The 23,256-nt window shown below is 48.0% G+C and carries 15 protein-coding genes, 1 tRNA gene and 1 pseudogene; 9 read left to right on the forward strand and 8 right to left on the reverse strand.

Annotated features, from left to right (window positions below; all coding sequences use genetic code 11):
• Positions 1–483: 483 nt before the first annotated feature.
• The 3 genes and pseudogenes from FP815_09145 to FP815_09155 form a co-directional block, all read right to left on the reverse strand.
• The gene (locus FP815_09145) at positions 484–1,281 is read right to left on the reverse strand and encodes a hypothetical protein (GenBank protein ID MBA3015107.1); all 798 of its coding nucleotides are present in this window, start codon (positions 1,279–1,281) and stop codon (positions 484–486) included.
• A 151-nt stretch (positions 1,282–1,432) separates the two neighbouring features.
• Complete coding sequence (locus FP815_09150) at positions 1,433–2,293, reverse strand: hypothetical protein (protein ID MBA3015108.1); 861 nt, start codon at positions 2,291–2,293, stop codon at positions 1,433–1,435.
• A 113-nt stretch (positions 2,294–2,406) separates the two neighbouring features.
• A pseudogene (locus FP815_09155) lies at positions 2,407–3,246 on the reverse strand (hypothetical protein).
• Between the two features lie 63 nt (positions 3,247–3,309).
• Here FP815_09155 and FP815_09160 point away from each other — a divergent pair.
• Both FP815_09160 and FP815_09165 read left to right on the forward strand, forming a co-directional pair.
• The gene (locus FP815_09160; protein ID MBA3015109.1) at positions 3,310–4,425 is read left to right on the forward strand and encodes a tyrosine-type recombinase/integrase; all 1,116 of its coding nucleotides are present in this window, start codon (positions 3,310–3,312) and stop codon (positions 4,423–4,425) included.
• Positions 4,426–4,922: 497 nt separating this feature from the next.
• A complete protein-coding gene (locus FP815_09165; GenBank protein ID MBA3015110.1) occupies positions 4,923–6,509 on the forward strand; it encodes a hypothetical protein in 1,587 nt (528 codons plus the stop codon).
• Between the two features lie 534 nt (positions 6,510–7,043).
• Here the strand turns inward: FP815_09165 and FP815_09170 are convergent.
• The 3 genes from FP815_09170 to FP815_09180 form a co-directional block, all read right to left on the reverse strand.
• Positions 7,044–9,068 (reverse strand): 1,4-alpha-glucan branching protein, encoded by a 2,025-nt coding sequence (locus FP815_09170; protein ID MBA3015111.1) that lies wholly within the window; start codon positions 9,066–9,068, stop codon positions 7,044–7,046.
• Between the two features lie 439 nt (positions 9,069–9,507).
• Entirely contained in the window at positions 9,508–11,292 is a 1,785-nt protein-coding gene (gene aspS, locus FP815_09175) for an aspartate--tRNA ligase (GenBank protein MBA3015112.1), read from the reverse strand.
• Positions 11,293–11,350: 58 nt separating this feature from the next.
• Complete coding sequence (locus FP815_09180) at positions 11,351–12,628, reverse strand: histidine--tRNA ligase (protein MBA3015113.1); 1,278 nt, start codon at positions 12,626–12,628, stop codon at positions 11,351–11,353.
• Positions 12,629–12,987: 359 nt separating this feature from the next.
• Here FP815_09180 and FP815_09185 point away from each other — a divergent pair, with 359 nt between their 5' ends.
• The gene (locus tag FP815_09185; protein MBA3015114.1) at positions 12,988–13,191 is read left to right on the forward strand and encodes a cold-shock protein; all 204 of its coding nucleotides are present in this window, start codon (positions 12,988–12,990) and stop codon (positions 13,189–13,191) included.
• A 115-nt stretch (positions 13,192–13,306) separates the two neighbouring features.
• Positions 13,307–15,064, forward strand: coding sequence for a DEAD/DEAH box helicase (locus FP815_09190; protein ID MBA3015115.1), 1,758 nt, complete (start codon positions 13,307–13,309; stop codon positions 15,062–15,064).
• On the opposite strand, the gene FP815_09195 is transcribed toward FP815_09190, so the two are convergent.
• A complete protein-coding gene (locus FP815_09195; protein MBA3015116.1) occupies positions 15,057–15,905 on the reverse strand; it encodes a hypothetical protein in 849 nt (282 codons plus the stop codon). The genes FP815_09190 and FP815_09195 overlap by 8 nt on opposite strands.
• Before the next feature lie 215 nt (positions 15,906–16,120).
• Between FP815_09195 and FP815_09200 the strand changes: the two genes are divergently transcribed.
• The 5 genes from FP815_09200 to FP815_09220 all read left to right on the forward strand — a co-directional run bounded on the left by FP815_09200 (position 16,121) and on the right by FP815_09220 (position 21,935).
• Positions 16,121–16,197, forward strand: a tRNA-Arg gene (locus FP815_09200).
• 320 nt (positions 16,198–16,517) lie between these two features.
• On the forward strand, positions 16,518–18,248 hold the full coding sequence (gene msbA / locus FP815_09205; GenBank protein ID MBA3015117.1) for a lipid A export permease/ATP-binding protein MsbA: 1,731 nt from the start codon (positions 16,518–16,520) through the stop codon (positions 18,246–18,248).
• Positions 18,245–19,174, forward strand: coding sequence for a glycosyltransferase family 2 protein (locus FP815_09210; protein MBA3015118.1), 930 nt, complete (start codon positions 18,245–18,247; stop codon positions 19,172–19,174). The genes msbA and FP815_09210 overlap by 4 nt, the downstream gene beginning before the upstream one ends.
• Positions 19,175–19,180: 6 nt before the next feature.
• On the forward strand, positions 19,181–20,329 hold the full coding sequence (locus tag FP815_09215) for a glycosyltransferase family 4 protein (protein ID MBA3015119.1): 1,149 nt from the start codon (positions 19,181–19,183) through the stop codon (positions 20,327–20,329).
• Positions 20,304–21,935 (forward strand): hypothetical protein, encoded by a 1,632-nt coding sequence (locus FP815_09220; protein MBA3015120.1) that lies wholly within the window; start codon positions 20,304–20,306, stop codon positions 21,933–21,935. The genes FP815_09215 and FP815_09220 overlap by 26 nt, the downstream gene beginning before the upstream one ends.
• On the opposite strand, the gene FP815_09225 is transcribed toward FP815_09220, so the two are convergent.
• On the reverse strand, positions 21,916–23,046 hold the full coding sequence (locus FP815_09225) for a glycosyltransferase family 9 protein (protein MBA3015121.1): 1,131 nt from the start codon (positions 23,044–23,046) through the stop codon (positions 21,916–21,918). The two genes, FP815_09220 and FP815_09225, sit on opposite strands and share 20 nt — an antisense overlap.
• Positions 23,047–23,256: the final 210 nt, after the last annotated feature.

The raw sequence follows: 23,256 nt of genomic DNA on the forward strand, positions 1-23,256 counted from the left end.
ACATACAGACTGAAACAGGACGAGGTATTACGAATGAAGATTTCGACATAATCCTTCAATCCTGCTGGGAGCAGGTTGCCCTGTTTGCCTTTGAGCAGTATAAGACGAACGGTCGTGGTGCGGTTTTTCTTGACCGGCAGGGGTGTGCCTCTGAGATTCTCAACGACCAGGTGGATCTGGGATATTCGGCCTATGAACCCGGTCGGCCTGACCCGGATGCGGCCCGGATGATCGAGGCGTATGATCCGGCCTGGGAGATTGTCTTTCAATACCTGCGGCCCGATGGCCAGGTTCGTACCACCAGAATCAGGACCGCATCCGGCAATCGCCATCCGTGGCGCATCTATCTCTTTGAACGGATGCTCCAGGATGAGACAGAGGAAGAAGGAAACCACGAGACAAAGCCTTCATGCACGATGAGGTATTCAGCCTTCCCCTTTTTTGACCAGTTCGCCCTTGCCTTATGGCTCAGATAAAGAGATTTTAGCGGCCAAACTCTTTGCGGACGTTAGCCCGCCAGGTCATCATGAAGGTTACACATTCACCATTAACCCATACCGAAAATGCTTCAGGTGTTTCCCAGCCTTTTTCGTTGTAGTCGATCCCCCATTCATCGATGTACCTCTCAAAATCCTCTGCGAGAGAATCCGCATAGATTTTGATCTCGTCGTCTGCGCAGAACGCCGCCTCCTCAAGGTCGGCAAACGAATCATCCTCGAAACGAATATCCCAATCCCAGAGGTCAGTGACTATAGTGTTGAGCGGCATTAAATCGATAAGCTGTTTTTTCAGGCCATCCTCGTTGCCGTCTTCCTCCTCTTCATCATAGGCTTCGTCATTGTCCAGCTTGTGGAGATAACGATAGACTCGTGGATTTTCGAAGTCAGCGGCGCGAGACAACAGCTCGTCTTTCACTTCCTCGACGATATCACCCACATAGATTGACGGCTTTAAATCGCTGCCAACACCCTCTTGGTTTTCGCAAAGCCAATCCATGCCAGCATCCGTGGAACACCAGAGCGCGAGCTGCTCCGCTTCGGAGAGCTTCCGCACGCCATCCTCCACCATGTCGGCGATTACATCCAGGTAGGTATCCCAGAAAAAAGACTCCTCCTGCTGCACCTGAGCACAGATTTCCTCCCAGACACTACGCAGGCCGGAATCAGGACCGCTGAGCAAGGAATCGCCCCCCATGCTTTCCAGTGCCTGAATGACCGCGTTAATCAGATCGTGTCGAATTTTTCGCGCCCATTCCCGAGCCAGATGACGATCGATCTCCATGGCAGAGCCTCCTATAGTCCCAGCTCGATTGTTCAATTCCAATACCTGGTCTCAAACGGGGGCAAGCCCGTAGTAAATCGCTGCCTGCCGGGTTTCACGCCCGCGACATATCAAGATCCCCTTCGGCTTCGGCGTCCAGGGCCTAGCCACTTCATACGCCGCCACCCTTTTTCCGGCCGAGGCGCGCTTTGACCTTTCCCAGTGGCAGGAAGTTGTCACCGGTCACCACCGGCCTTCCGGTCTTGGCCTCCAGCTCCTGACGCGCCTTCTTGGCAATGCCTCCGCCTTTTTTACCGGCCTCCTTGTTCTCCTCCATGCCGGTGGCGTTTCCGCTTTCGGCGATCTGGCGGGTAGAGAGTTCCGCCAAGGCGGTGAAGATCAGCTCGGCCTCGTTCATGTGATCCCGAAGATTTTGGGCCTTCAATCCCTTGAGCGATTTATGCTCCTTGACCGACACCCCGGTCCACTCCTGATGAATGATGTTGGTCAGAATGACATACTCCTGTTCCTTGGTGATCTCGTGTTCCTGCCAGTAGTCGGTGAGCTTGTTGCGGGTCTCCTGGCCCATCATCCGCTGCTGAATCCATTTCTCGCTTCGGCCGTGCTGTTGCCAGAATTCCCGCGCCCGGTCGAGCGAGCGGGCCGGGTCGGCCATGTCCTGCATCCGTTCGTAGCCGACCTTGGCCAGCCAGAGTTTGATCGGTTCCGCCTTGGGGCTGGGCACGGACTGGATAAGGCGGAGTAGGATCTCCGGATCGGCAACATCGGTAAGATATTTTTTGCCGTCGGCAGCCTCCATCTTCAGTCGGTTACATTTTGTAACCGACTCGCTCCCTTCCTTACGCAAGCGGTTTTTCAATACCTTCCAGTAATTGCGGGCGGCCTGATAGTCCGGTTGCTGGATCAGCACTTGCAGAATATCCACTATCGAGAAGTACCAAGTTCCGGCCTTTTCGTCATAATGGCGGCGAATGTGCCTCCCTTCAAAAACAGCCAATGTCTTTTCCGTCATCGTCTTACCCCTTAAACCGTCTTCAAGACAATCCGGTTGGGTTGCAAATCCTTTGTGACGAGCAACACCAGCATATCACACAAGATAATTGCGCAAGCACCTCTTGCACAAATTCACTGCCCGGCCTGAGGGCCGCGCCTCACTTGATAGTATACCAACACCTCGTCTATATCCGGGTCGCCCGTTGCTGTATTCTCATTAAACAGATTCACAGCTACGATTTCTTTGAGTCTGTTCAACTGCTCCTCTTCAAGGCTATTGAATTTCTCCCACCACTTGGCAGTCAGGTTGTCTTTGTACTTGAAGCGGTGAATGATAAATGTTTCCGGCATCCATAGGATTTTATGGAACCCTTCAATATTTTCTCCGAAGGCCTCCTCAAAGAAGGACTTCCCACGGCCTATCTTGCCCTTTGTTGAGTTGAGGACCGCTTGCACCGACCGGATGAACTTGCGTTTCCAATGTTTGCCTATATAATCGCGGTTTTGGAAGTACTCAGGGTCGTCAATGGGATGGTACTTCATCGGGAAGGAGTAGATCTTCACGCCGAGCTCGTCGCACAGGTCGACATTGAGCTTCATACGGTAGTACAGATCGTCCGGGTTGTCTTCGAAGTTATAGAGCAGGTAATTAGAAAGATCCGTGATACCGTACTTTGCTGCTGTACGAATCGCTGTCTCGTAAATGTCTTTCATCGAATAGTGGTCGAAGGCGATCCGAAGCGGACGGATGTTTACCTCGGCAAGTTTCTTCATTTTCTTCTCGGTTACAAGACGAGCGTCTACACCTTGATTGAAGTCAATAATACGCATCCGCTTGGTACACTTGAAACGTTTCTCATAAAGCGGGCGTGCTTTTTCATCGAACTCAATGATCGCGTCCGGGTTTGCCACTTCCGCATAAAGTAGGTTGAGTTTTTCTCTTTCCAAATAGAAGTCTGCCTGCTCTGCCTCAGGAAGACTAATTGAGAGTACCAATTCCACCGTAAACAATGACTTGAGATAGGGTATCAGACTATGAAAAAACACAGCCCAGAAAACGAACGTATCAAACGCAAATATTTCAGTTTCTTGAAGGAAGCCAAGCGCTACAGCGAGCCCACGGTCGATGCCGCCGCCAAGGCCCTGAACCGCTTCGAGGTCTATACCAAATATAAGGACTTCAAGGTCTTTCACTTCGAGCAGGCCATCGCCTTCAAAAAGCACCTGGCCGAGCAACAGGGGCAGCACACCGGGGAGAAGCTGAGCAAGGCGACGCTTCATGCCACCTTCACCCAACTCAAGCGATTTTTCCAGTGGCTGTCGGATAAACCTGGCTACAAATCGCGATTTCAGTATTCGGATGCCGAGTATTTCAACTTGTCGGAAAAAGACACTCGGGTCGCCACTGCAAAACGGCAGCCAAAGGTGCCAACCATGGAACAGATCAAGCATGTCCTCAAGACGATGCCGGCCGATACCGAGATCGAACGCCGCAATCGTGCCCTGGTGGCCTTCACCCTGCTGACCGGGGCGCGAGACAGCGCCATTGCCTCGATGAAACTGAAGCATGTCGATCTGATCGCCGGTTGCATCAATCAAGATGCCCGCGAGGTCAAGACGAAGTTCAGCAAGACCTTTGACACCTTCTTCTTTCCGGTGGGGGATGAAGTTCGCGGTATTTTGGTGGAGTGGGTGTCATATCTTCGCGAAGAAAAGTTGTGGGGCAATAATGATCCGCTCTTCCCGGCAACGCACGTAGCCCTGGGTGAGGATTGCCAGTTCGCTGCGGCAGGGCTGACCAGGGAGCACTGGAGTAATGCCAATTCCATTCGGAAAATTTTTCGTGAGGCCTTTGAGAATGCGGGCCTGGCGTACTTCAATCCGCACAGCTTCAGAAATACCCTGGTCCAACTTGGGCAAGAGGTCTGCAAGACCCCGGAGCAGTTCAAGGCCTGGAGCCAGAACCTGGGGCATGAGAAGGTGCTGACCACCTTCCTGAGCTATGGTGGGGTTGGGTGCCAGCGACAGGGTGAGATTATACGGGGGTTATCTACACCGAAACAGGATACGCAGTCGGATGCTGATGAAATCGCCGAGGCAGTTTTTAAAAAATTGCGCAGGGCTGGTATGGATGTTTCAAAGAGCCAGTAGGGATTATGTCAAAATTGTTTTGGGCAAGGGTATTGCCGCCCTTTTAAGCATTCGCACTTGCCATTTTTGGTTCGACCGATGGAAAATAATTGTATTTTTCCCTAGATTTTTTGATAGGATTTAGTAAATAGCCTAAGTTGAATAGCTTTTGTGTTGTTTTTTTGATACAAAGGCGATAATGTTGTTGACCTTTTCACATGTTCACATGAATCGTTATTCATTTTTGGGATGAAGATTCATCTACCAAAATAATGGGGGCAAAAATGGCGAACGAAGAGAGAAAAGCTAGTTTATCGTTCGAAGAGAATCGGAAAAATTTACTAAATGATCTCCAGGCGAGTGCAAGCACTCAAGTCATAGAAAAAAGAGTTACATTTGATTGTGACGATGTACCAACTTTCTTAGGCCGACTCAAACAATTCGAACTCAAATCTCGAGAAACCATTCTCACAATAAGATAAGAACCTAAAAAGCGCCGACAAGGTGCTTTTTTTTTTATGCAACATTCCGCAAGAACTCTCCCCGGCACTCACATTCAAACTATATGTTTAGACCGCCCATTTTCAAATTTTGATTTTGTTGAAAAATTCAGTGGCGACTGTATCGCATTGCGGAGAATATTTTCTCAGGCTCGACGCAATGATTGCCGCACGCTAATTATTGAAAATGTTGACGGTGCTCCTGATATTGTTCAGGAAAATGAAGACTTAGCTCAACATCCTGACGTTGGCTCTTTGCTGTTTTCACAAACATGTAGGCTGAGCTTCTTTAATCTCCTCTTTGATGGTGAGGGCTGCCCTGATTCTATTGTTGATGATAATTTTATAGGGTACGCTATTGTCCGTAAGGTTCGTGCTACTTCTGGATGGACTCGTATATGGATTTATGAATCAGTTTTGCACCCCGAGCGAATTACAAATAATTTTATCAACAAACCACCCACATGGAATTGCTGTATTACTGGAAAAAAATTGACAATTCAGGGTTATCTTTATGCACAGCAAAATGGCAAAACAAACTGTTGTGCTCATGTCGCAGTTAGAAGTGCAGCGGCTTCTTTTTGCTCTGAAGGTGACCTTCTCTATCGAAAAATAAATTCTTTGGTAGGAGGGTTTACAAGCGGCGGTTTAACTAATCAGCAAATGGTGCAAATCCTCGAGGCTAATGGAGCCTCGTGTTATGTCGGCAATTTCGATGCGTTACAATCCTCTGATCCGTCATTTACTGTTCCGTTTCAAAAATACATATATGGAAGTATTGAATCTGGATTTCCTGCTATTATATTCTTTGGAGTAGGTCGTCAGGGTGAATATCATGCCATTCCCGTAATCGGCCATACATTTAACCAAGATAACTGGGTTCCAAGAGCCGAGCTTGGCTATTTTGAAATTGGAAAAAAAATCAGATACATCCCCAGTGAATCATGGCTGAGCATGTTTATCTGCCATGATGACAATTTTGGATCAAATTATTGCATACCTAGACATTATTTGCATACCGGCAACGAAGAGATATGCAAGACCTGCAAAAAAAATGTTGACTCTATTGCTCACCAGGCTTGCGTATGCCATGTAATTGGGACGATGCCCAATTACATCAAAATCAATCCTATTGAAGCAGAAGCAATTGGTGCTGAATACCTGTTCGAGCTCAAAGAAAATCTTCCAAACCCAAGTCCCTGGCTAACTCGGCTTAAACATTCTGCAGATAACAACAGATTAGTACTGCGCCCCATCCTGATTACTGTGAAAGATTATATCCGGCATCTTGGTACAGTTCGAAGCTGGGAAGGAAATTCAGTTAATACAGACTTGCTAACTGCAATCAGAAATAATTTAAGTGATGATCATGTTTGGCTAGTAGAACTTTCAGTGTCGGAACTATTTGCTGCCAATAAACGAAAGGTCGGAGAGGTGCTTATCAGGGCAACAATCGAGCATAACCCCGAATGTTTATTTAAAAGTTTTGTAATCGCGCGGCTCCCTGGTTATTTTGCATTATACAATGATGAGTCTTCCCATTTTGCCTTCGTTCCTTCAGGTATTGAAGATCATATCGAGCTTTACGGACAAGAGGAAGTATAAGTTGCGCTTAATTTTCTTGTCATCCCATTTTGTTGTCACTCAACAATGAGATAATATATTTATTCCCCCATCCATAATAACATCGTCTTCGCGAACAAAGAGTCAAAAAATTCTCCTTGTTGCTGTTCACACAAGTTGCCAATGACATAGACAGAAGGGGCACTTTTTATTTTGGGGGTACTTTTAGGGGTACCATAGTTTTTTCATAAGACAAAAGATTTAAAACAACAGATACTTACCTTTTAAGTTCAAGGGACTGCATCACATAATCCGGCACAATCCGGCAACATACATAAAGCCCGTGTCCTTCTAAGGATTGCGGGATTTTTTTATGCCTTTTCGTCCGGTAATATCCGTTAAAAACCGTTGACAGCCACCTGTTTTTGGCGGTATTTGTGACGGTATTAGCACTTATCGTCGATGGAGATACCGTCAATGCCGCTATCAAATACCGCCATCCAAAAGTAAACTACCCACATATTCTCCCCTGTGGTCTTGTTCTCCTGGGGGCAATCCCGGGGTACGGCTGACGCATCAATCACCTGGGGATCGGGCAAACACAAGTATTCCATTTGCGGGAATATTGATGCCGCCAGAGCAAGGCATCCCGTGCATCCCTGAACAGTTTGCATCGAGGCCGCCGGGATTTCCGACCGCACCATTGTTGAAAAAGCAGTCATAGATATCGCTGTTGAATACCTCGTGCCAATGGCCGGGCAATGGAAACCCGAGGCGGTAGCTGCGATCATAGAAACTCTGCTCGCGCAAGCTGACGACAACGACCACATCGCGTCCAATTCCCGGCACCCAACGATGAAATGCCACGATGCGGTTCTGTTCGTCCACATGGAAGACATTGATCGGCTCTGATCGCAGGGCCGGTTGCTTACGGCGCAGCCAGATCAGGTCGCGCGTGAAGCGATGATGGTCGCTCATGTGTCGGTCCTTTTCTTCGAGACCCTCCCACCACAGGAACAAATCGGTCGCATGCGGATTGTCGGACCACAGCTTGTCCTCAAGAAACTCCTGACCCATGAAGAGCATCGGCACTCCCGGCGCGGTAAGCAGGGTGCCCATCGCTACGCGGGTGCGGCTGCGGGCATACCACGAACGGGGATCATTCCAATCGGCCAGCTTCGGGATGCGAGGCTTACGGTGATCTCCGTCCATATCGAGCACAAAATCGTGGTTCTCGATGCAGTTATAGGCCTGCCATGCGGCGGGGAAGTTCCACGGACATTCGAGCGCACCCTTTAGCCGTCCCATATTCACGCTGGCGCTGCCTCCGCCCGCGGCTTCGGCGATCATCTCACGAACACCATCGCGAATAAGATCGCTGTAACCAATATGGAAACCCATCCCGGCGGGTGGTGACCATACCCCGAGCCAGCGGTGATCACGCCAGTATTCGGCAATGAGCACAGCCTCGGGTTTCAGAAAGCATAGCGTCTGCGTAAGATCCTGACAGAACTGCCATCCGCCCTTGTCATCAATCACTCCGACTTCATCAAAGCGAATGCCATCCATATGAAAATCAATGAGAAACATAGTAGCATTCTGGATGAGAAAATCGCGTACATCAGATTTCCAATAAGCAAACACTTTACCGCCGGCCCAGCCCTGATCAGTGAAGTAAAGGCTATTCCCGCCGTTCGGGTTTTCCGGAAAGTCAAAATAGTCAAGACTCTGCAGATCCAAGTTGCCTCCCGCATGATTGTAAACGACGTCGGTTATGACAGCCAACCCATAAAGGTGACAGAGGTCGACAAACGCTTTGACCTGATTCACCTGGCCTATAAGAAGTTTCTTCGGGAGTGGGGCACACCCTTTGCTCACGAGCATCTTGTTGACCTTGACAAGGTACGGCGCCAGGTCGGCGGCCTTAACGCAGTAATCCATCTCCGGCGAGAAGAGATCCACACCGCTATAACCAAGCCCCCATTCGCCGCCGAATTCAACGAACGGAAGCGGCTGGATTGCATTGACGCCAAGATCGGCCAAATACTCTAGCCGATCAATAGCATCGAGTATCTTTGCCACACGACCTTTGCGGATATCATTTCCGTGCATGTCTCGGGCGTAAAAAACGCCGAAATGCAATTGATAAACGACAAGATCATTAAACGCTGGCGGGCAGTACCCCTCATCGTGCCACGGATAATCATTTGCCTCGCGCACGATGCAGTCCACGTCGGGCCAATCCAAACTCTCCACATCCGGCCATCCGAACTCCAGTTCCCGCGCCCAAGGGTCGCGCTTCAGTCCCTCGCCGTCGCGCTCATTGCCATGACCGTCTCGGCCATGGCGCCCTTTTTTGCCAATAATATAGAAGCGATACTTCGCACCATCTACCACGTCGGGGAAAAAGCCGGTCCAATGTCCTGTTTCCGGGTTTTCGACCAATTCGTCCTGGGGTTCAGGGTCGTATCCCTTTGCCCCATTAAACGCGACATAAACATGCTCTGCAGCCGGTGCCCATACACGAAAAGTGGCCCCGCCGTTGATAAGCGTCGCTCCCATCGGAGTCGACGCTGTGATGTGCTGTTGTGATGCCACCATAGTTTGCACTCCTTCATCTCAACAATTATTAGAACAAGCCAAATGCTCACATATAATACTATTACAAAACTAACAATAATGTATATTGATAATAATATTTTGTCAATCAGGCGTGAAAGAATCTGGCACAAGTGCGTTTACATCCATGACAGGCTCCACCCCTTCCTTTCCATCCTCATTTCCCTGCAGGATGCATCAGCCGACACAATAGTCCTGCCGGTGGGGATCGTGTCGAAAAATACCTGATACCGGATCTTAGCCATCGACAGGGGGCACATCACCCTGGATAGCACCATGGCTCAGTGCCTCGGCTGACTGAGAGGTCGAATCACGCTATTCAACAAAAAACCCCTCATACTTCTTCGACAAGAAGCATGAGGGGTTGCATTACCATCCCTGGAATAAATGACCTCGGATCAATCCATAACTCTCAACACCCTTATTCCTTCCAATCAGGACGAAGATGAAGCTCCGTGAGTTGCTTGCGGTTTACCGGCGACGGGGCGTCGGTCAGCGGACAAGTCGCCTTCTGGGTCTTGGGGAAAGCGATTACGTCGCGGATGGATTCACTACCGGTCAAAATCATCATCAATCGGTCAAGACCAAAGGCCATGCCGCCATGCGGGGGTGCTCCCATCTCCAGAGCTTGCAGCAGGAAACCGAATTTATCATTTGCCTCTTCCGGATTGATCCCCAAGGCCGAGAACACCCGGCTCTGAACGTGCTGTTGATGAATACGCAGGCTGCCACCGCCAATTTCGGTGCCGTTTAAGACCAAATCGTATGCCCGACTCCGTACCCGACCCGGATTGCTCTCAAGTTTATCGTAGTCCTCCTCGTTCGGGGCGGTAAAGGGGTGATGCACCGCAGTAAAGCGCTTTTCATCGGCATCATACTCAAGGAGCGGGAAGTCGGTAACCCAGAGAAAGTTGAAAGCCTTGGTATCGATCAGTTTCAACATTCTGCCAAGCTGCAAGCGAAGTTCGGACAAGGCCTGATGCACAACACTCGGGGTATCAGCGACAAAAAAGAGCAGGTCGCCTGGTGTTGCGGCAAGAGCGTCGACCATAGCCTGTCGTTCCGCTTCGGTAAAAAATTTGGCAATGGGCGACTGCCACTCACCATCCGGCTTGATCTTGACCCACGCCAACCCTTTAGCGCCGTACTGAGCAACAAACTCCGTGAGGTCGTCGATATTTTTGCGCGACAGCTCGGAGCAACCTTTGGCGTTAATACTTTTAACCAATCCACCATTCTTGACCACCGAAGCAAAGACCGTGAACCCGCAATCCTTAACCACTTCGGTGAGATTAACCAGCTCCAGCCCGAAACGGGTATCCGGCTTGTCGTTGCCGAACCGTTCCACGGCCTCGGCATAGGTCATACGCGGGAATGGTATCACCAGGTCTAGCCCCAATGTGGCCTTGAACAGATGCTGAGACATCCCTTCGCCAATGCTGTAGATATCCTCCTCATCAACAAAGGAAAGCTCCATATCGACCTGGGTAAACTCAGGCTGCCGGTCTGCCCGCAAGTCCTCATCCCGGAAACACTTAACAATCTGGTAATAGCGATCCATCCCAGCGACCATCAACAACTGCTTGAATATCTGGGGTGACTGCGGCAAGGCATAAAATTTTCCGGTATTGACCCGACTGGGGACGAGATAGTCGCGCGCGCCTTCCGGGGTGGACTTCGTCAGCACCGGCGTCTCAATCTCCAGGAAGTTCTGTTCATTAAGATACGAACGAATGGCATGGCTTGCCTGATGGCGCATAACCAGATTCCTGCTGATCGTTGGCCGGCGCAAATCGAGATAACGATACTTAAGGCGCAGATTCTCCGACACTTCAGTGTCCTCATCCAAGGGAAATGGAGGAGTCGGTGAGGTGTTCAAAATATGCAACTCATTGACCATCACCTCAATGCCGCCGGTCATCAAATTATCATTAGTCATGCCGTCTGGTCGCTTGACAACCACTCCGCGGATAGCAAGAACCCACTCGCTGCGCACATCATGTGCCTTGGCGTGCACCGGTTGGTTGAGTTCCGGATTAAATACCACCTGAGTTAACCCCCAGCGATCACGCAGATCGATAAAAATAACTCCACCATGGTCCCTTCGTCGCATAACCCAACCCATCAGGGTTACTTCTTGCCCGACATGGGTGATGTTCAGTGCGTTACAATTGTGTGTCCGTTTCAGTCCACCCATGGATTCCATTGGGGTGCTCCTTGTTAAATATTATATGAGTTATATAAAAGATATGAGACTAACCTTTTCAGGCCGTGTACAACTTCTGGATAAGCATTGTGCACCACTCTTTAATTCCCTGATCCGGCAACTTGATGAGATCCTGGTCCCGAGTAAGCATATTTCGCAACGTGGCTTCGCCTTTTTCCATCTCCTCGTCCCCAATGATCAAGGTGTAGCGGCAATTATGCCGATCAGCCTGCTTCATCTGACTCTTAAGGCTGGCTCCTGCATACTCCATGATCACTTGCATACCTAATCGCCGAAGCCCGTGAGCCATGGTAAAGCTCGCAGTCCTTGCCTTATCACCCCGGGCAGCGATAAAAAGATCCCCTTGAGTCTGGCACAGATTTGATTCTTGTTGCTGAAGCAAAAGCACCAAGCGCTCCATGCCCATGGCAAAACCAATGCCCGGAAGGTCGGGACCGCCGAGTTGCTTTATCAAGCCATCGTACCGCCCGCCCGCCCCAACAGCACTTTGAGCGCCCAACGCATCGGTAATCAACTCAAAAGTTGTGCGGGTATAGTAATCCAGGCCGCGAACCATAAATGAGTTAACGGCATAAGGAATCTCCATCGCTATCAAGCCATTCTGCACAATCTGAAAGTGACTGGAACAACCGGAACAGAGATGATCAATAATGGAAGGGGCCTCCTGGTAGTGACTCTGGCAGGTGGCGCTCTTGCAATCAAGCACTCGCAAGGGATTCTTCTCTCGCCTCCGTTGACAATCTTCACAGAGAGAGTCTTGTTTGTCTGCCAAAAAGGCAAGAAGCGCTTGATTGAAGCCGGGACGGCACTGAGGACAACCGAGTGAATTAATCTCAAGACTGACAACAAGGCCCAGTTCAGTCAAAATCATTGAGGCCATGGCCATGATTTCCGCATCAAGCTCCGGCTGATTGGCGCCCAGCGCCTCCACACTTATCTGATGAAATTGGCGGAGCCTGCCCTTCTGGGGCCGCTCGTGGCGGAACATGGGGCCAAAGGTAAACAGCTTCTGCACTGGCTGCTGGTTGTGCAGGGAGTGTTCAATAAAAGAACGGAGAACCGGGGCAGTACCCTCGGGCCGCATGGTGATGGAATCGCCATTACGGTCAGTGAAAGTATACATCTCTTTCTCGACAATATCGGTGGTCTCACCGATAGAGCGAGCGAAAAGGGCCGTTTTTTCAAGGATTGGCACCTTGATTTCCCGAAAACCGAAACGACGAAAAACATCTCTGGCCGTAGTCTCAATCCTTTGCCATACCAGCGTTTCTTCCGGCAGAATATCTTTAAAACCTTTTAAAGCCGTAACGTTCAAGTGGAGCCTCAATCGAAAATATCAGAGAAAGAAAAATAAAATTAAAACTCTGGAATGTATCGTAATGATCCACAAAAGTCAAGCATACAGGCCTTTACGACAGATATTGCCACCGGCGGCAGTAAAAGAACTGACAAGGAATTACGAAAAAAAACCTTTTATTTGTGCTAGCCATGTGCTATAAATCAGTAATAGTTTGTGCAGTACCTGTTACGCTTCCAAGCAGAATATGAGCAACCGCACATCCCAATCCAATGGAGTGCGGTTTTTTTGTTTGAAGAATCAGGCTGCCAGCCGAATCAATTTCGGCACATTTAATAAGTGGTCCAGACGGGCCGAGCACTAAGGAGCTGTTAGAGATGTCAGAAGGAAAAGTCAAATGGTTTAATGCGTCTAAGGGATTTGGTTTCATTGAGAAGGACGATGGCACTGATGTATTCGTCCACTACTCAGCCATTAAGTCTGACGGATACCGGACCCTTGAAGAAGGCGCCCGTGTACAGTTTGACGTGGTCGAAGGCAATAAAGGCCCGGCTGCCGACAATGTAGTCGTAATGCGCTAACACCTTACCGGCCCGCCTTCCGGCTGCATGACCGGAAGTTCCTGCCAAAAAATGCCCCGCCGCCCGCGGGGCATTTTTTTTCACCCCCCGCAACACAACCCCACAGAGACCCATAATGACATTATTTAGCACCATTGGTATCCGCGAGGATATCCAAAAGGCCCTCGACGTATTAGGATTTACATCTCCAACTCCAGTTCAAATACAAACTATTCCCCTACTACTCGATGGCCACAACGACCTGATCGGGCTAGCACAGACCGGCACCGGTAAAACCGCCGCATTTGGACTGCCAATCATCCAACTTGTTGACCCCAAAAAGAAAATACCGCAAGCCTTAGTCCTTTGTCCAACACGGGAACTCTGCCTGCAGGTGAGCAAAGACCTTGACGCTTTCTCCCGTTATACTCCCGGCATAAAAACAGTCGCCGTCTATGGTGGGGCAAATATTGTCAACCAGATCAGAGACCTGCAACGAGGAACCCACATCATCGTGGCAACTCCTGGCCGTCTTCTTGACCTGATCCGTCGTAAAGACGCCAACCTCTCGGCCATAAAAACGTTAGTCCTCGATGAAGCTGATGAAATGCTTCAGATGGGCTTTCAGGACGAACTCAATGCCATTTTGGCTGAGACCCCGGCCACAAAACGAACGATACTGTTCTCCGCCACCATGCCACGTGAGGTCGTATCAATCTCACAGAAATACATGCGGAATCCAATTGAGATAACAGTAGGTGACCGCAACATGGGCACCGAAAACGTAGAACATATCTATTATGTAGTGCAGGGGCACAACCGGTATCCGGCAATGAAGCGCATCGCCGACCTCAACCCGGATATGTATGCTATCGTCTTTTGCCGAACCCGCCAAGAGACCAAGGACATCGCCGACCATCTGATCAAGGACGGTTACAGCGCCGAGGCCCTGCACGGAGAACTCTCCCAGGCCCAACGCGACCAAGTCATGAAACGGTTTCGAGGCAATAATCTGAGACTCTTGATAGCAACCGACGTTGCGGCCAGGGGTATTGATGTCAAGGACCTGACTCATGTCATCAATTACAACCTGCCCGATGAAGCGGCAAACTATACCCACCGCAGCGGTCGTACCGGTCGTGCCGGACGCAGCGGCGTTTCCGTCTCGTTCATCACACCGAACGAGCGCTATAAAATCCTGGAGATCGAAAAATCCCTTAAACGGAAATTTGTGCGGGGAACAATTCCCTCAGGACATGAAATATGCGAGAGGCAACTGTTCAATCATGTCGAGACTATAAAAAATGTCGATGTTCCGTATGACCGTTTCCAAAAATTTCTGCCGGCAATCACTGACGCACTCTCCGAACTCAGTCGAGACGAACTGATCGCCCGCCTACTCTCGCTGGAATTCAATAAGCTTTTGGCCTATTATCGGGATGCCCCAGACCTGAATATCAAGGAGGTCGAAAGACCAAAACGCGGAGCAGAGGCTGGAAGAGAAGGAAAATTCGTAAAACAACACACTCCCCACGGACGGGTCGCCCGCATCCAATTTAATATCGGCAAGCGAGATGGCGTAACCCCAAGAGTGATACTCGCTGAATTTAATGAAGCCTTGGCTGATTCAAATATCAAGATCGGCAACATTGAAATCTTGCGCAATTCGACCACCGTTGAAGCGGACAGTCGGTTTGCCGAACTCATAACCAGAACGTTTCAAGGCGCCTTAATCAACGGCAAGTCTATAAACGTCACCATTGACACTGCCCCCGGAGGACGGCCTGGGCCCCGCCCAAGGGAATTTGAAAGCCGAAAGAAATATTCGGTATCATCAAAGAACCAGGATCGAAAGCCCAGACAATGGACACCCTCAACACCTCGTCCTATTTAATCTTGCGTAACTCCGCATCAATCAATGCTTTAATCCCATCCAGGCTTCGCTCATTAAGACGCCGACCATTTACAAAAATGGTCGGCGTGCCTCGGACTTCCGCTTTTATACCATTCTGAAGATCAAGCTGCACCTGCTGGCGAAGTTGAGGATCACTGCTATCCTTGGCAAATTTGTCCATATCCAAAGAAAGGTTCTTAGCAAATTCAGTAAATTTCTCTTCCGTTAAGTTGCTATAATTTTCAAATATCTTGTCGTGCATTTCCCAAAATTTACCCTGACGATTAGCGGCAAAGGCAGCGATCGCGGCAGGAATAGCAAACTGATGACTCTGTAACGGGAAATTTTTATGTGCCACTTTAACATCCTTGGGATAAAGCGCGAGAACCTGGTCCATTAAAGGCGAAATCTTAGCGCAATAAGGACATTGGAAATCCGTAAAGACAGCCACAACCACAGGAGCATTTTCTGCGCCCTTGAATGGGGCTCCGGCCGTTTCAATATGTTGAACAAAATCAACGGCAATCACCGAGATCGTTCCTTCACCCTTAGACGACAAAAAGAGACGATCTCCGTTTGGTGACGACGCGATGGTGTCAGCCTGACCTTCAATTTTGATTGTATCTTTGAGCGTGCCATTCGTTTCAAAGATATCAACAGTTCCCTTGCCGGTAAGCACGAAGAGCCACCGTCCATCCGCAGAGACCGAAGTATCAACAGGCTTACCTGAAGGATTCAGCGTTGTGACCGTGGCAGTTTCCACCGCCGCCGACACTGAACTCGAAAGAGCAAAAAACAACCCTACAGCAGCAAAGAGGGGACGAACGATTTTTCGTTTCATGAGAATATCTCCACTTAAGTGATCAAAATAGGCAATAAACTTCAACTTTCAATGATAATTATTTACCATATATTCCCAGGGTGCTCAACTCTCAATAACTATATGATGGAAACGTAAGTTATGCACAAAATACGGTAAAAAAAATTGCCTCAACGAGTTACGCGTTCGTGTTGCCGAGATCCCTGCCATATGTTATAAATATCTAAACCTTACGTGCGCCCGTAGCTCAGCTGGATAGAGTACCGGACTTCGAATCCGTGGGTCGGGGGTTCGAATCCCTCCGGGCGCACCAGTAAAATCAAGCCCTTAGCTCTTTCGAGTTAAGTGCTTTTTTGTTTCATGTGAGAATCTGTGTGAGACTGCTGCCTTGCGTCTTCATAAATATAAATGAGCCTTGTAACGCGGCGAGAGATTTGGAACCACTTGACGCGAGGTTTGGAACTGCATTAAAGGGCTATGTATGATCTTTTAATTAGTCCCAAACCTCGCGTCACTTTAATTCAATCAGCACCTAATCCTTCCAGCTTTTTATGATCAGCTCCTTGCTGGTTGTTCTGTTTTTTGCTCCCCCCCACCTTCAAAACTACTGCTAACTTCGGCCATACCAAAACAATGAGCAATCGAGAACTCATCAAACGAACTATCACCTTGATCAAGCCATATCGAGGAAGATTGATTGTAGCTATGGTCAGCATGGTAATCGTTTCTGCAATGGGGTCCGCCCAAGCCTACATCATCAAGCCGCTGATCGACAAAATTTTCATCACCAAAGACGAAACGATGTTGAACCTTCTGCCATTTGCACTAATTGGTGTGTTCTTGGTCAAAGGTGTATTTTATTATACTTATACCTCATTGATGGACACCACAGGTCAACGCATCATCAGTGACCTCCGAAAAAGACTGTTCACCCATATTCACGAACTTCCGATCTCTTTTTTCCATAACACTCCCACCGGTGAACTGATCGCCCGGATCATCAATGATGCTACCCTGATCCAAAATGCTGTATCCCGTTCTTTGGTCGGCATACTAAAAGACTTGTTCCAAATTATCGGGCTGTTAGGGGTTGTATTTTACCTCAACTGGAGATTGGCCTTGATTGCCATGATCTTTCTGCCTCTGGCAGTGGTCCCTGTTGTCAAGTTCGGTAAAAAATTCCGGCAACTCAGTACTAATAATCAGGAAACCGTAGCCCAGGTCTCTAACATCCTGCATGAGACCATTACCGGTCACCGAATTGTCAAGGCCTTCGGTATGGAGCAGTATGAAACGAACCGCTTTTCTACCGTGATCGACCGTCTGTTCAACATCCTTTCAAAAGATATCCGGATTAATAGTCTTCAACACCCGATTATGGAACTCCTTGGCGGCATAGGAATCGGAGCTGTTATTTGGTATGGGGGGCATCAGGTTATCCTGGGCCAGTCAACACCAGGCGCTTTTCTGGCCTTTCTTACCTCCATGATTATGATCTATGAACCAATAAAAGGGGTGAGTAATATCAACAGCGCACTCCAGCAGGGGCTGGCAGCGGCAACTCGGGTGTTTGGACTTTTGGATATCCACCCGGCAATTACCGATCAACACAATGCCACGTCTCTGCCCCCTTTTCACCAGAACATCGAATTCAGGCAGATTGACTTCTTCTACGATAACGGAGTACCAGTCTTCAAAAACCTGAACCTGACCGTAAATTCAGGTGAAGTGCTGGCCATTGTCGGCCCGAGCGGAGGAGGAAAAACTACCCTGGTCAACCTTGTTCCCCGCTTCTTTGATGTAACTGAAGGGGGCATATTCATTGATGGCCACGACATTCGAGAGGTTACCATTCAATCATTGCGGGCTCAAATAGCCATGGTTTCACAACAGACTATTTTGTTCAATGACACAATCCGGAACAACATCGCCTATGGTGATCAGAACCGAAGTCTTGATGACATCAAAAAAGCGGCCAAGGCGGCCTACGCCCTCGACTTCATTAACGATTTCCCAAACGGCTTTGACACCTTGGTCGGGGAATCAGGGGCTCGCCTCTCTGGCGGTCAGCAGCAACGATTGTCCATCGCCCGCGCTATACTAAAAAACGCACCAATTCTGATCCTGGATGAAGCCACCTCAGCACTGGATACCGAATCTGAGCGAGAGGTGCAAAAGGCCCTGGAAAATTTAATGAAAGACCGGACAACGTTTGTGATTGCTCACCGACTTTCCACCGTTCGTAACGCCGATAGGATTATTGTGGTGCAAGATGGGAAAATTATTGAAGAGGGTACCCATGAGACATTATTTGCCAGAAGTGGCGTCTATACCACCCTCCATGATATGCAGTTTGCTGGGTGAAAGCATCCCCTTTATGCCCTGCAGTGCAAAACACAACCATGCCAGACATCTCTATCATTATCGTTAACTACAACACTGCAGATTACCTCTCTGCCTGCTTGACATCCATCCTGTCGCAAAGCGCCGGTATTCACCTTGAGATAGCAGTAGTTGACAACGCCTCCCAAGATGACAGCGTCTCCCTTGTCCGTAATCAATTCCAGCAGGTGCACCTCATTGCAAGCCGAGAAAACCTCGGTTTCTCCAAGGCCAACAACCTTGCCACCAATTTAACCAATGCCAAATACATCTACTACCTTAACCCAGACACCGAGGTTAAACCCAAATGTTTGGAGGCTGTATATGCTTTTATGGAAAATAGCCCTACTGTGGGTATGGCCGGAACCCGCATTACCTACCCAGATAATACTCCCCAAGGATCAGTTGAAACCAAGTATCCAGGTCAAAAACATTGTACAAATGAAGTAAAAGGACTGCCTGGCCACATAGCTTGGTTGCTAGGAGCCAGCCTAGTGGCGCGACGGGAAGTAATTGAACAGGTTGGAGGTTTTACCGAAGACTTTTTTCTATATGGTGAAGATATCGATCTCGGTCTAAAGATTCGACAAGCGGGATGGAAACTTGGGTTTATACCTGATGCGGAAATTGTACACTGGGAAGGTAAGAGTGAACGTAACACACTGCCAGTGGAACTTTTTCATAAGAAACTCATGGCCGAGGCACTATTTTACAAAAAACACTACCACAGAAAAACAATCACAAATATTTGCCAGGCAAATATTAAGCAAGCTCTTTGGCGAATTGCGACCCTTCACCTCGAAATGTTTCTATTTAAAGATCCGTGCTCCCTACAAAACAAACTTGATCGATACCGATTGTCCCTTGCCTTCTTTCGTAAACTAGCCATTGAGACTCAGCACTCTTAATTTATCATGCCTTCAGTTCAACAAAAAAGAAAGATAGCGGTGATCATCCCCAAATACGGACTTACCGGCGGGGCGGAACGTTTTGTCGCTAGTTTGACCGAACAGTTAACACTTAATCCAACCTATGCTATTCATGTCTTTGCCAATAAATGGATCAGTAACTCCGAAAAAATCACTTTCCATCACATTCCTGTTATCTTTTTCCCTCGATTCCTTACAACATTAAGCTTCGCTTGGTTTGTTGACCGAGCCCTACGGTTGGGGCAATACGATATCGTCCACACACATGACAGAATCCTCTATGCCGACCTGTTCACCATGCACGGCGTCCCCCATCGTTTCTGGATTCACACCATACGCGGCAAGCGGATGAGTTTTTACGACAAAATAACAGCATGGGTGGAGAAAAAACTGGTAACAGATCCTACCTGCAAATTTTTGCTTCCCGTTTCCACCTTGGCTCAAGAACAGTATCAGCAGGAATTCCCTGAAACAAGAGACAGACTGAGGGTAGTACATCCTGGAATCGACTTAATGCGGTTTACACAATCCCACCAAGAGGTCACCCGATCCCGCATTAGGGGACAATTCAACATAGAACCATCAGCTTTTGTGATTCTGTTTGTTGGCATGAATTTCGAACTTAAGGGCTTAGATCCACTGATCTCTGCTGTGGCCGAGGTAATCAGAAAAAAACCTGCCCACGCTCAGCAGATCAAGCTTCTTGTGGTAGGCAAAGGCAACCAAGATCGCTACCGAAAGATCGCAGAAAATCACGGTATACAGAATACCGTGATTTTCGCTGGGGTGCAAAATGAAGGGATTGAACAATTCTATGCCGCCGCCGATATATATGCCCTGCTCTCAGGGTTCGATACCTTCGGGATGACGGTACTGGAGGCCATGGCTTCGCAATTACCCGTGATTATCTCTCATACAGTTGGAGCTAAAGACTTGGTTACTGAGGGAGTAAACGGATATGTTGTAGAAAAAAACAATATTACCGATATTAGTGACCGCATCATTGCCCTCCTTAACCCGGAACAACGCCTAAAAATGGGGCAAGCAGCTCGCCGAGTGGCCAAAAGGCGCTCGTGGACTAACATGGCTATGGAACTTACTGAAATTTATGAATCTATCCTTTCCACACGATAAAAATTCTCTTTCCTTCAGCAAAGGAACAGAAAAACCATGGGCGCTTACACTGTTGGTACTTGTCGCCACAGCAATTCGCCTTTATTCTTTATCTGTTACAGAAATAATCAACCCAGACGGAACCCTATATATCAATCAGGCCCGTGCAATTGCTATGGGGGATTGGTCTGCAGTTTTTACCATTCATCCATATCTCTCAAATTATTCCATTCTGATACGCATATTCCACTTAGTCATTCCAGAATGGCTCCTAGCAGCCCATGCTGTATCGATTGCCTTCGGCAGTCTTGCGATGATTCCCCTTTATGGACTCTTTCGTCAATTTTTTCGGCATGATGAAAGTTTGGCGACCACAACTGCCCTTGCCTTCCTGCCGACGTGGGTATTCAATAGTATTGATATCGTACGCGATCCAGTATCCTGGTTTTTCTCTCTGTATGGTCTATACTGGTTGATTAAAGGGCTAAAAAATAATAAAAAATACCTCTTACCAATCTCCTGCCTGGCGTTTCTCTTCGCTGCTTGGGCTAGAATTGAGGCTCTCATTTATCCTACAGCATGTCTCATGCTTCCAGTTTTTTTCCAGCGCTATCGAAAAAACTTCTTTTGGTTTTATCTACCCATACTTGCTGGTCTAGCGATTCTGTTCCTACTACCGGTAATCGATAAAGATTTATTGTTGAAAGTTTCAAGAGTAGACTCTTTTATAAACACAATTATAAAAATAATTACCTCAGGCCTACCTCAATACACCGAAATCAGAAAAGCGATACCCTCCATAATCTCACCAGATCAAGGAAAATTGATTTTTTCTTTTCTTGCTGAAGCTCGCTCCTTTATCTGGCTTATTGCCTTAGGTGTAGTTGGAAATCGACTTTTCGAGGCTTTTTCCTACCCATACACCCTAATTGCCCTCTTCGGTATCACAATTTTCATTCGCAACAGCAAAGACCGCGCCCTTTCAATTTTTCTTATTCTGCTACCTTTCGCAGCGCTTACAGCGCTCTACATAAGAACCTTTCAAGTCTGGGTTATCGAATATAGATATATGATGCTGGTTATTCTTCCTGGATCACTTTGTTTCTGTGCAGGAATCAGTTCCCTTTCAACCAAGATAGAAAAACGATTCGGCTGTTCCCGACTAATAGCGCTAACAAGTTTAACATTACTACTCGTTCTCTCCACACTACCCAAAAACTTGCATCCCCGCGGAGATTCAGAGTCTGTTCTCAAGGAAATCGGACAATTTTTAGATTCCCACCATCCACCTGGGAACGAAATTACTATTGCAGCTTCGGGCCATACACTCCGCGTGGTTCACTTATACGCCAACCAATATCGGGATGAGTCGTACTTTTACAATGAAAAAAAATTGTTATATCCTGTAAACCTCAACAGATCAGATTCCTCACCTGATGAGTTATTACACAGGTTGCATAAAAATAATATTAACTATTTGCTGTGGGAGAAAAACAATATTCCGAAAAACTATTCACCAAAATTGGAAGGAAAAGTAACCCCAGAAGGATTTAAGGAAATTGGACGGTGGAAACACCACCAAGCCGGAAACATCATTGTGTACCAGGTCAGCAACAGTAAAGATTAACAGATGCAACAAGCTGATTATTCACATCTTTTACAACATTATCAAGTAACAATTCATCCAAACATCGGCTAAATTCACTGTCAGCACACCCTTTTTCCCGACAGGGAACGCAGTGAAGAGAATTATTTTTTACCACTACATGTGCGGGTCCCCGTGGCCCCCAAGACGAGGACGAAGAGGGCCCAAAAATACCTACAGTTGGCGTACCCACAGCAGCGGCCATGTGCAAACCTGCGCTGTCCACACCAACAAACAGCCGACTCTCTTTAAGGATAGCAGCATATAGGGAAAGGCTGGTCTTACCCGCAAGATTGTGACACCCATCCCCACACGCCTCAACTATCGTTGCAGCACGTTGTTGCTCCGCACTGTTTCCAACAATCAACACAACTACCTTCCATTTCTTCACAAGCCAACGAATAAGCCCAATATATTTCTCTGTGCCCCACTCTTTATAGCGCCACAAGGAGAAAGGCTGCAAGACTACAATACCATTGCTGCCAATAGAAAACGCTGCCAATAATTGTTTAGCCTCTGCTTGCCTGCTTAACGATACCTCAATTTTTGGATTGCGATGACTGGCGCATACCCCATAGGCCTCCAACAGAACGAGAAGATAGTCCGCTACATAAAGTTCTGACGTATATTCAAAACTGAGCAGATCCGTAAAAAGCGCGTTTCGCCACCATGTCTCATTTTCAGCAAAAAAACCAATACGACGAGATGCACCGGAAATTTTCGCCATAATGGCCCCCCTGGTCCCTGTTCGCAAATCAATCACAAGATCAAAAGAGAACCGGCGTAAGGCCAAAACAAAATCTATCTGAGAAATAGGCTCACCAAAGAGCGCTAATTTTCCTTTGCGCACCTCGATCACATCATCAAGCCACGAACTATCAACCAACAACTCCGCAGCCTTTTCCCTCACCGCCACCACGAGTCTGGCATTAGGAAAAGTGTCACGCAAGGCGCGAATACATGGAGTCGACAAAACCACATCACCAATATCGCCAAGTTGAATAAGGAGGATTCGTCGAGGATTCCCTAACGGCGCACCATGCCCCTTGACAAAATTTGGTTGCCTCCTCAAGGACACCCTCTCAAATTCCAATAAAGCAGTTTGAGATAAAGACCAAGCCTCTCACGACACTCTGCAACACACCCAAAAGTTACAATCGTACCCACCATGTTCATTAGTACATTAACCAATAATCTCAGCACAATAACAAATACCCACACGGGAAATGACCATGGGTGCCATTTCTTAATATACTGATAACGAGATCGATAAAACATAATCCGAGATTGAACATTATGGCCT

The organism is Desulfobulbaceae bacterium (assembly GCA_013792005.1).
GTDB lineage: Bacteria > Desulfobacterota > Desulfobulbia > Desulfobulbales > VMSU01 > VMSU01.

Bases quoted from the DNA above. Each gene is read 5' to 3' on its own strand.
- FP815_09145 (MBA3015107.1), bottom strand. From the start codon at position 1,281: ATGGAGATCGATCGTCATCTGGCTCGGGAATGGGCGCGAAAAATTCGA.
- FP815_09150 (MBA3015108.1), bottom strand. From the start codon at position 2,293: ATGACGGAAAAGACATTGGCTGTTTTTGAAGGGAGGCACATTCGCCGC.
- FP815_09160 (MBA3015109.1), top strand. From the start codon at position 3,310: ATGAAAAAACACAGCCCAGAAAACGAACGTATCAAACGCAAATATTTC.
- FP815_09165 (MBA3015110.1), top strand. From the start codon at position 4,923: ATGCAACATTCCGCAAGAACTCTCCCCGGCACTCACATTCAAACTATA.
- FP815_09170 (MBA3015111.1), bottom strand. From the start codon at position 9,068: ATGGTGGCATCACAACAGCACATCACAGCGTCGACTCCGATGGGAGCG.
- aspS (MBA3015112.1), bottom strand. From the start codon at position 11,292: ATGGAATCCATGGGTGGACTGAAACGGACACACAATTGTAACGCACTG.
- FP815_09185 (MBA3015114.1), top strand. From the start codon at position 12,988: ATGTCAGAAGGAAAAGTCAAATGGTTTAATGCGTCTAAGGGATTTGGT.
- FP815_09190 (MBA3015115.1), top strand. From the start codon at position 13,307: ATGACATTATTTAGCACCATTGGTATCCGCGAGGATATCCAAAAGGCC.
- FP815_09195 (MBA3015116.1), bottom strand. From the start codon at position 15,905: ATGAAACGAAAAATCGTTCGTCCCCTCTTTGCTGCTGTAGGGTTGTTT.
- msbA (MBA3015117.1), top strand. From the start codon at position 16,518: ATGAGCAATCGAGAACTCATCAAACGAACTATCACCTTGATCAAGCCA.
- FP815_09215 (MBA3015119.1), top strand. From the start codon at position 19,181: ATGCCTTCAGTTCAACAAAAAAGAAAGATAGCGGTGATCATCCCCAAA.
- FP815_09220 (MBA3015120.1), top strand. From the start codon at position 20,304: ATGAATCTATCCTTTCCACACGATAAAAATTCTCTTTCCTTCAGCAAA.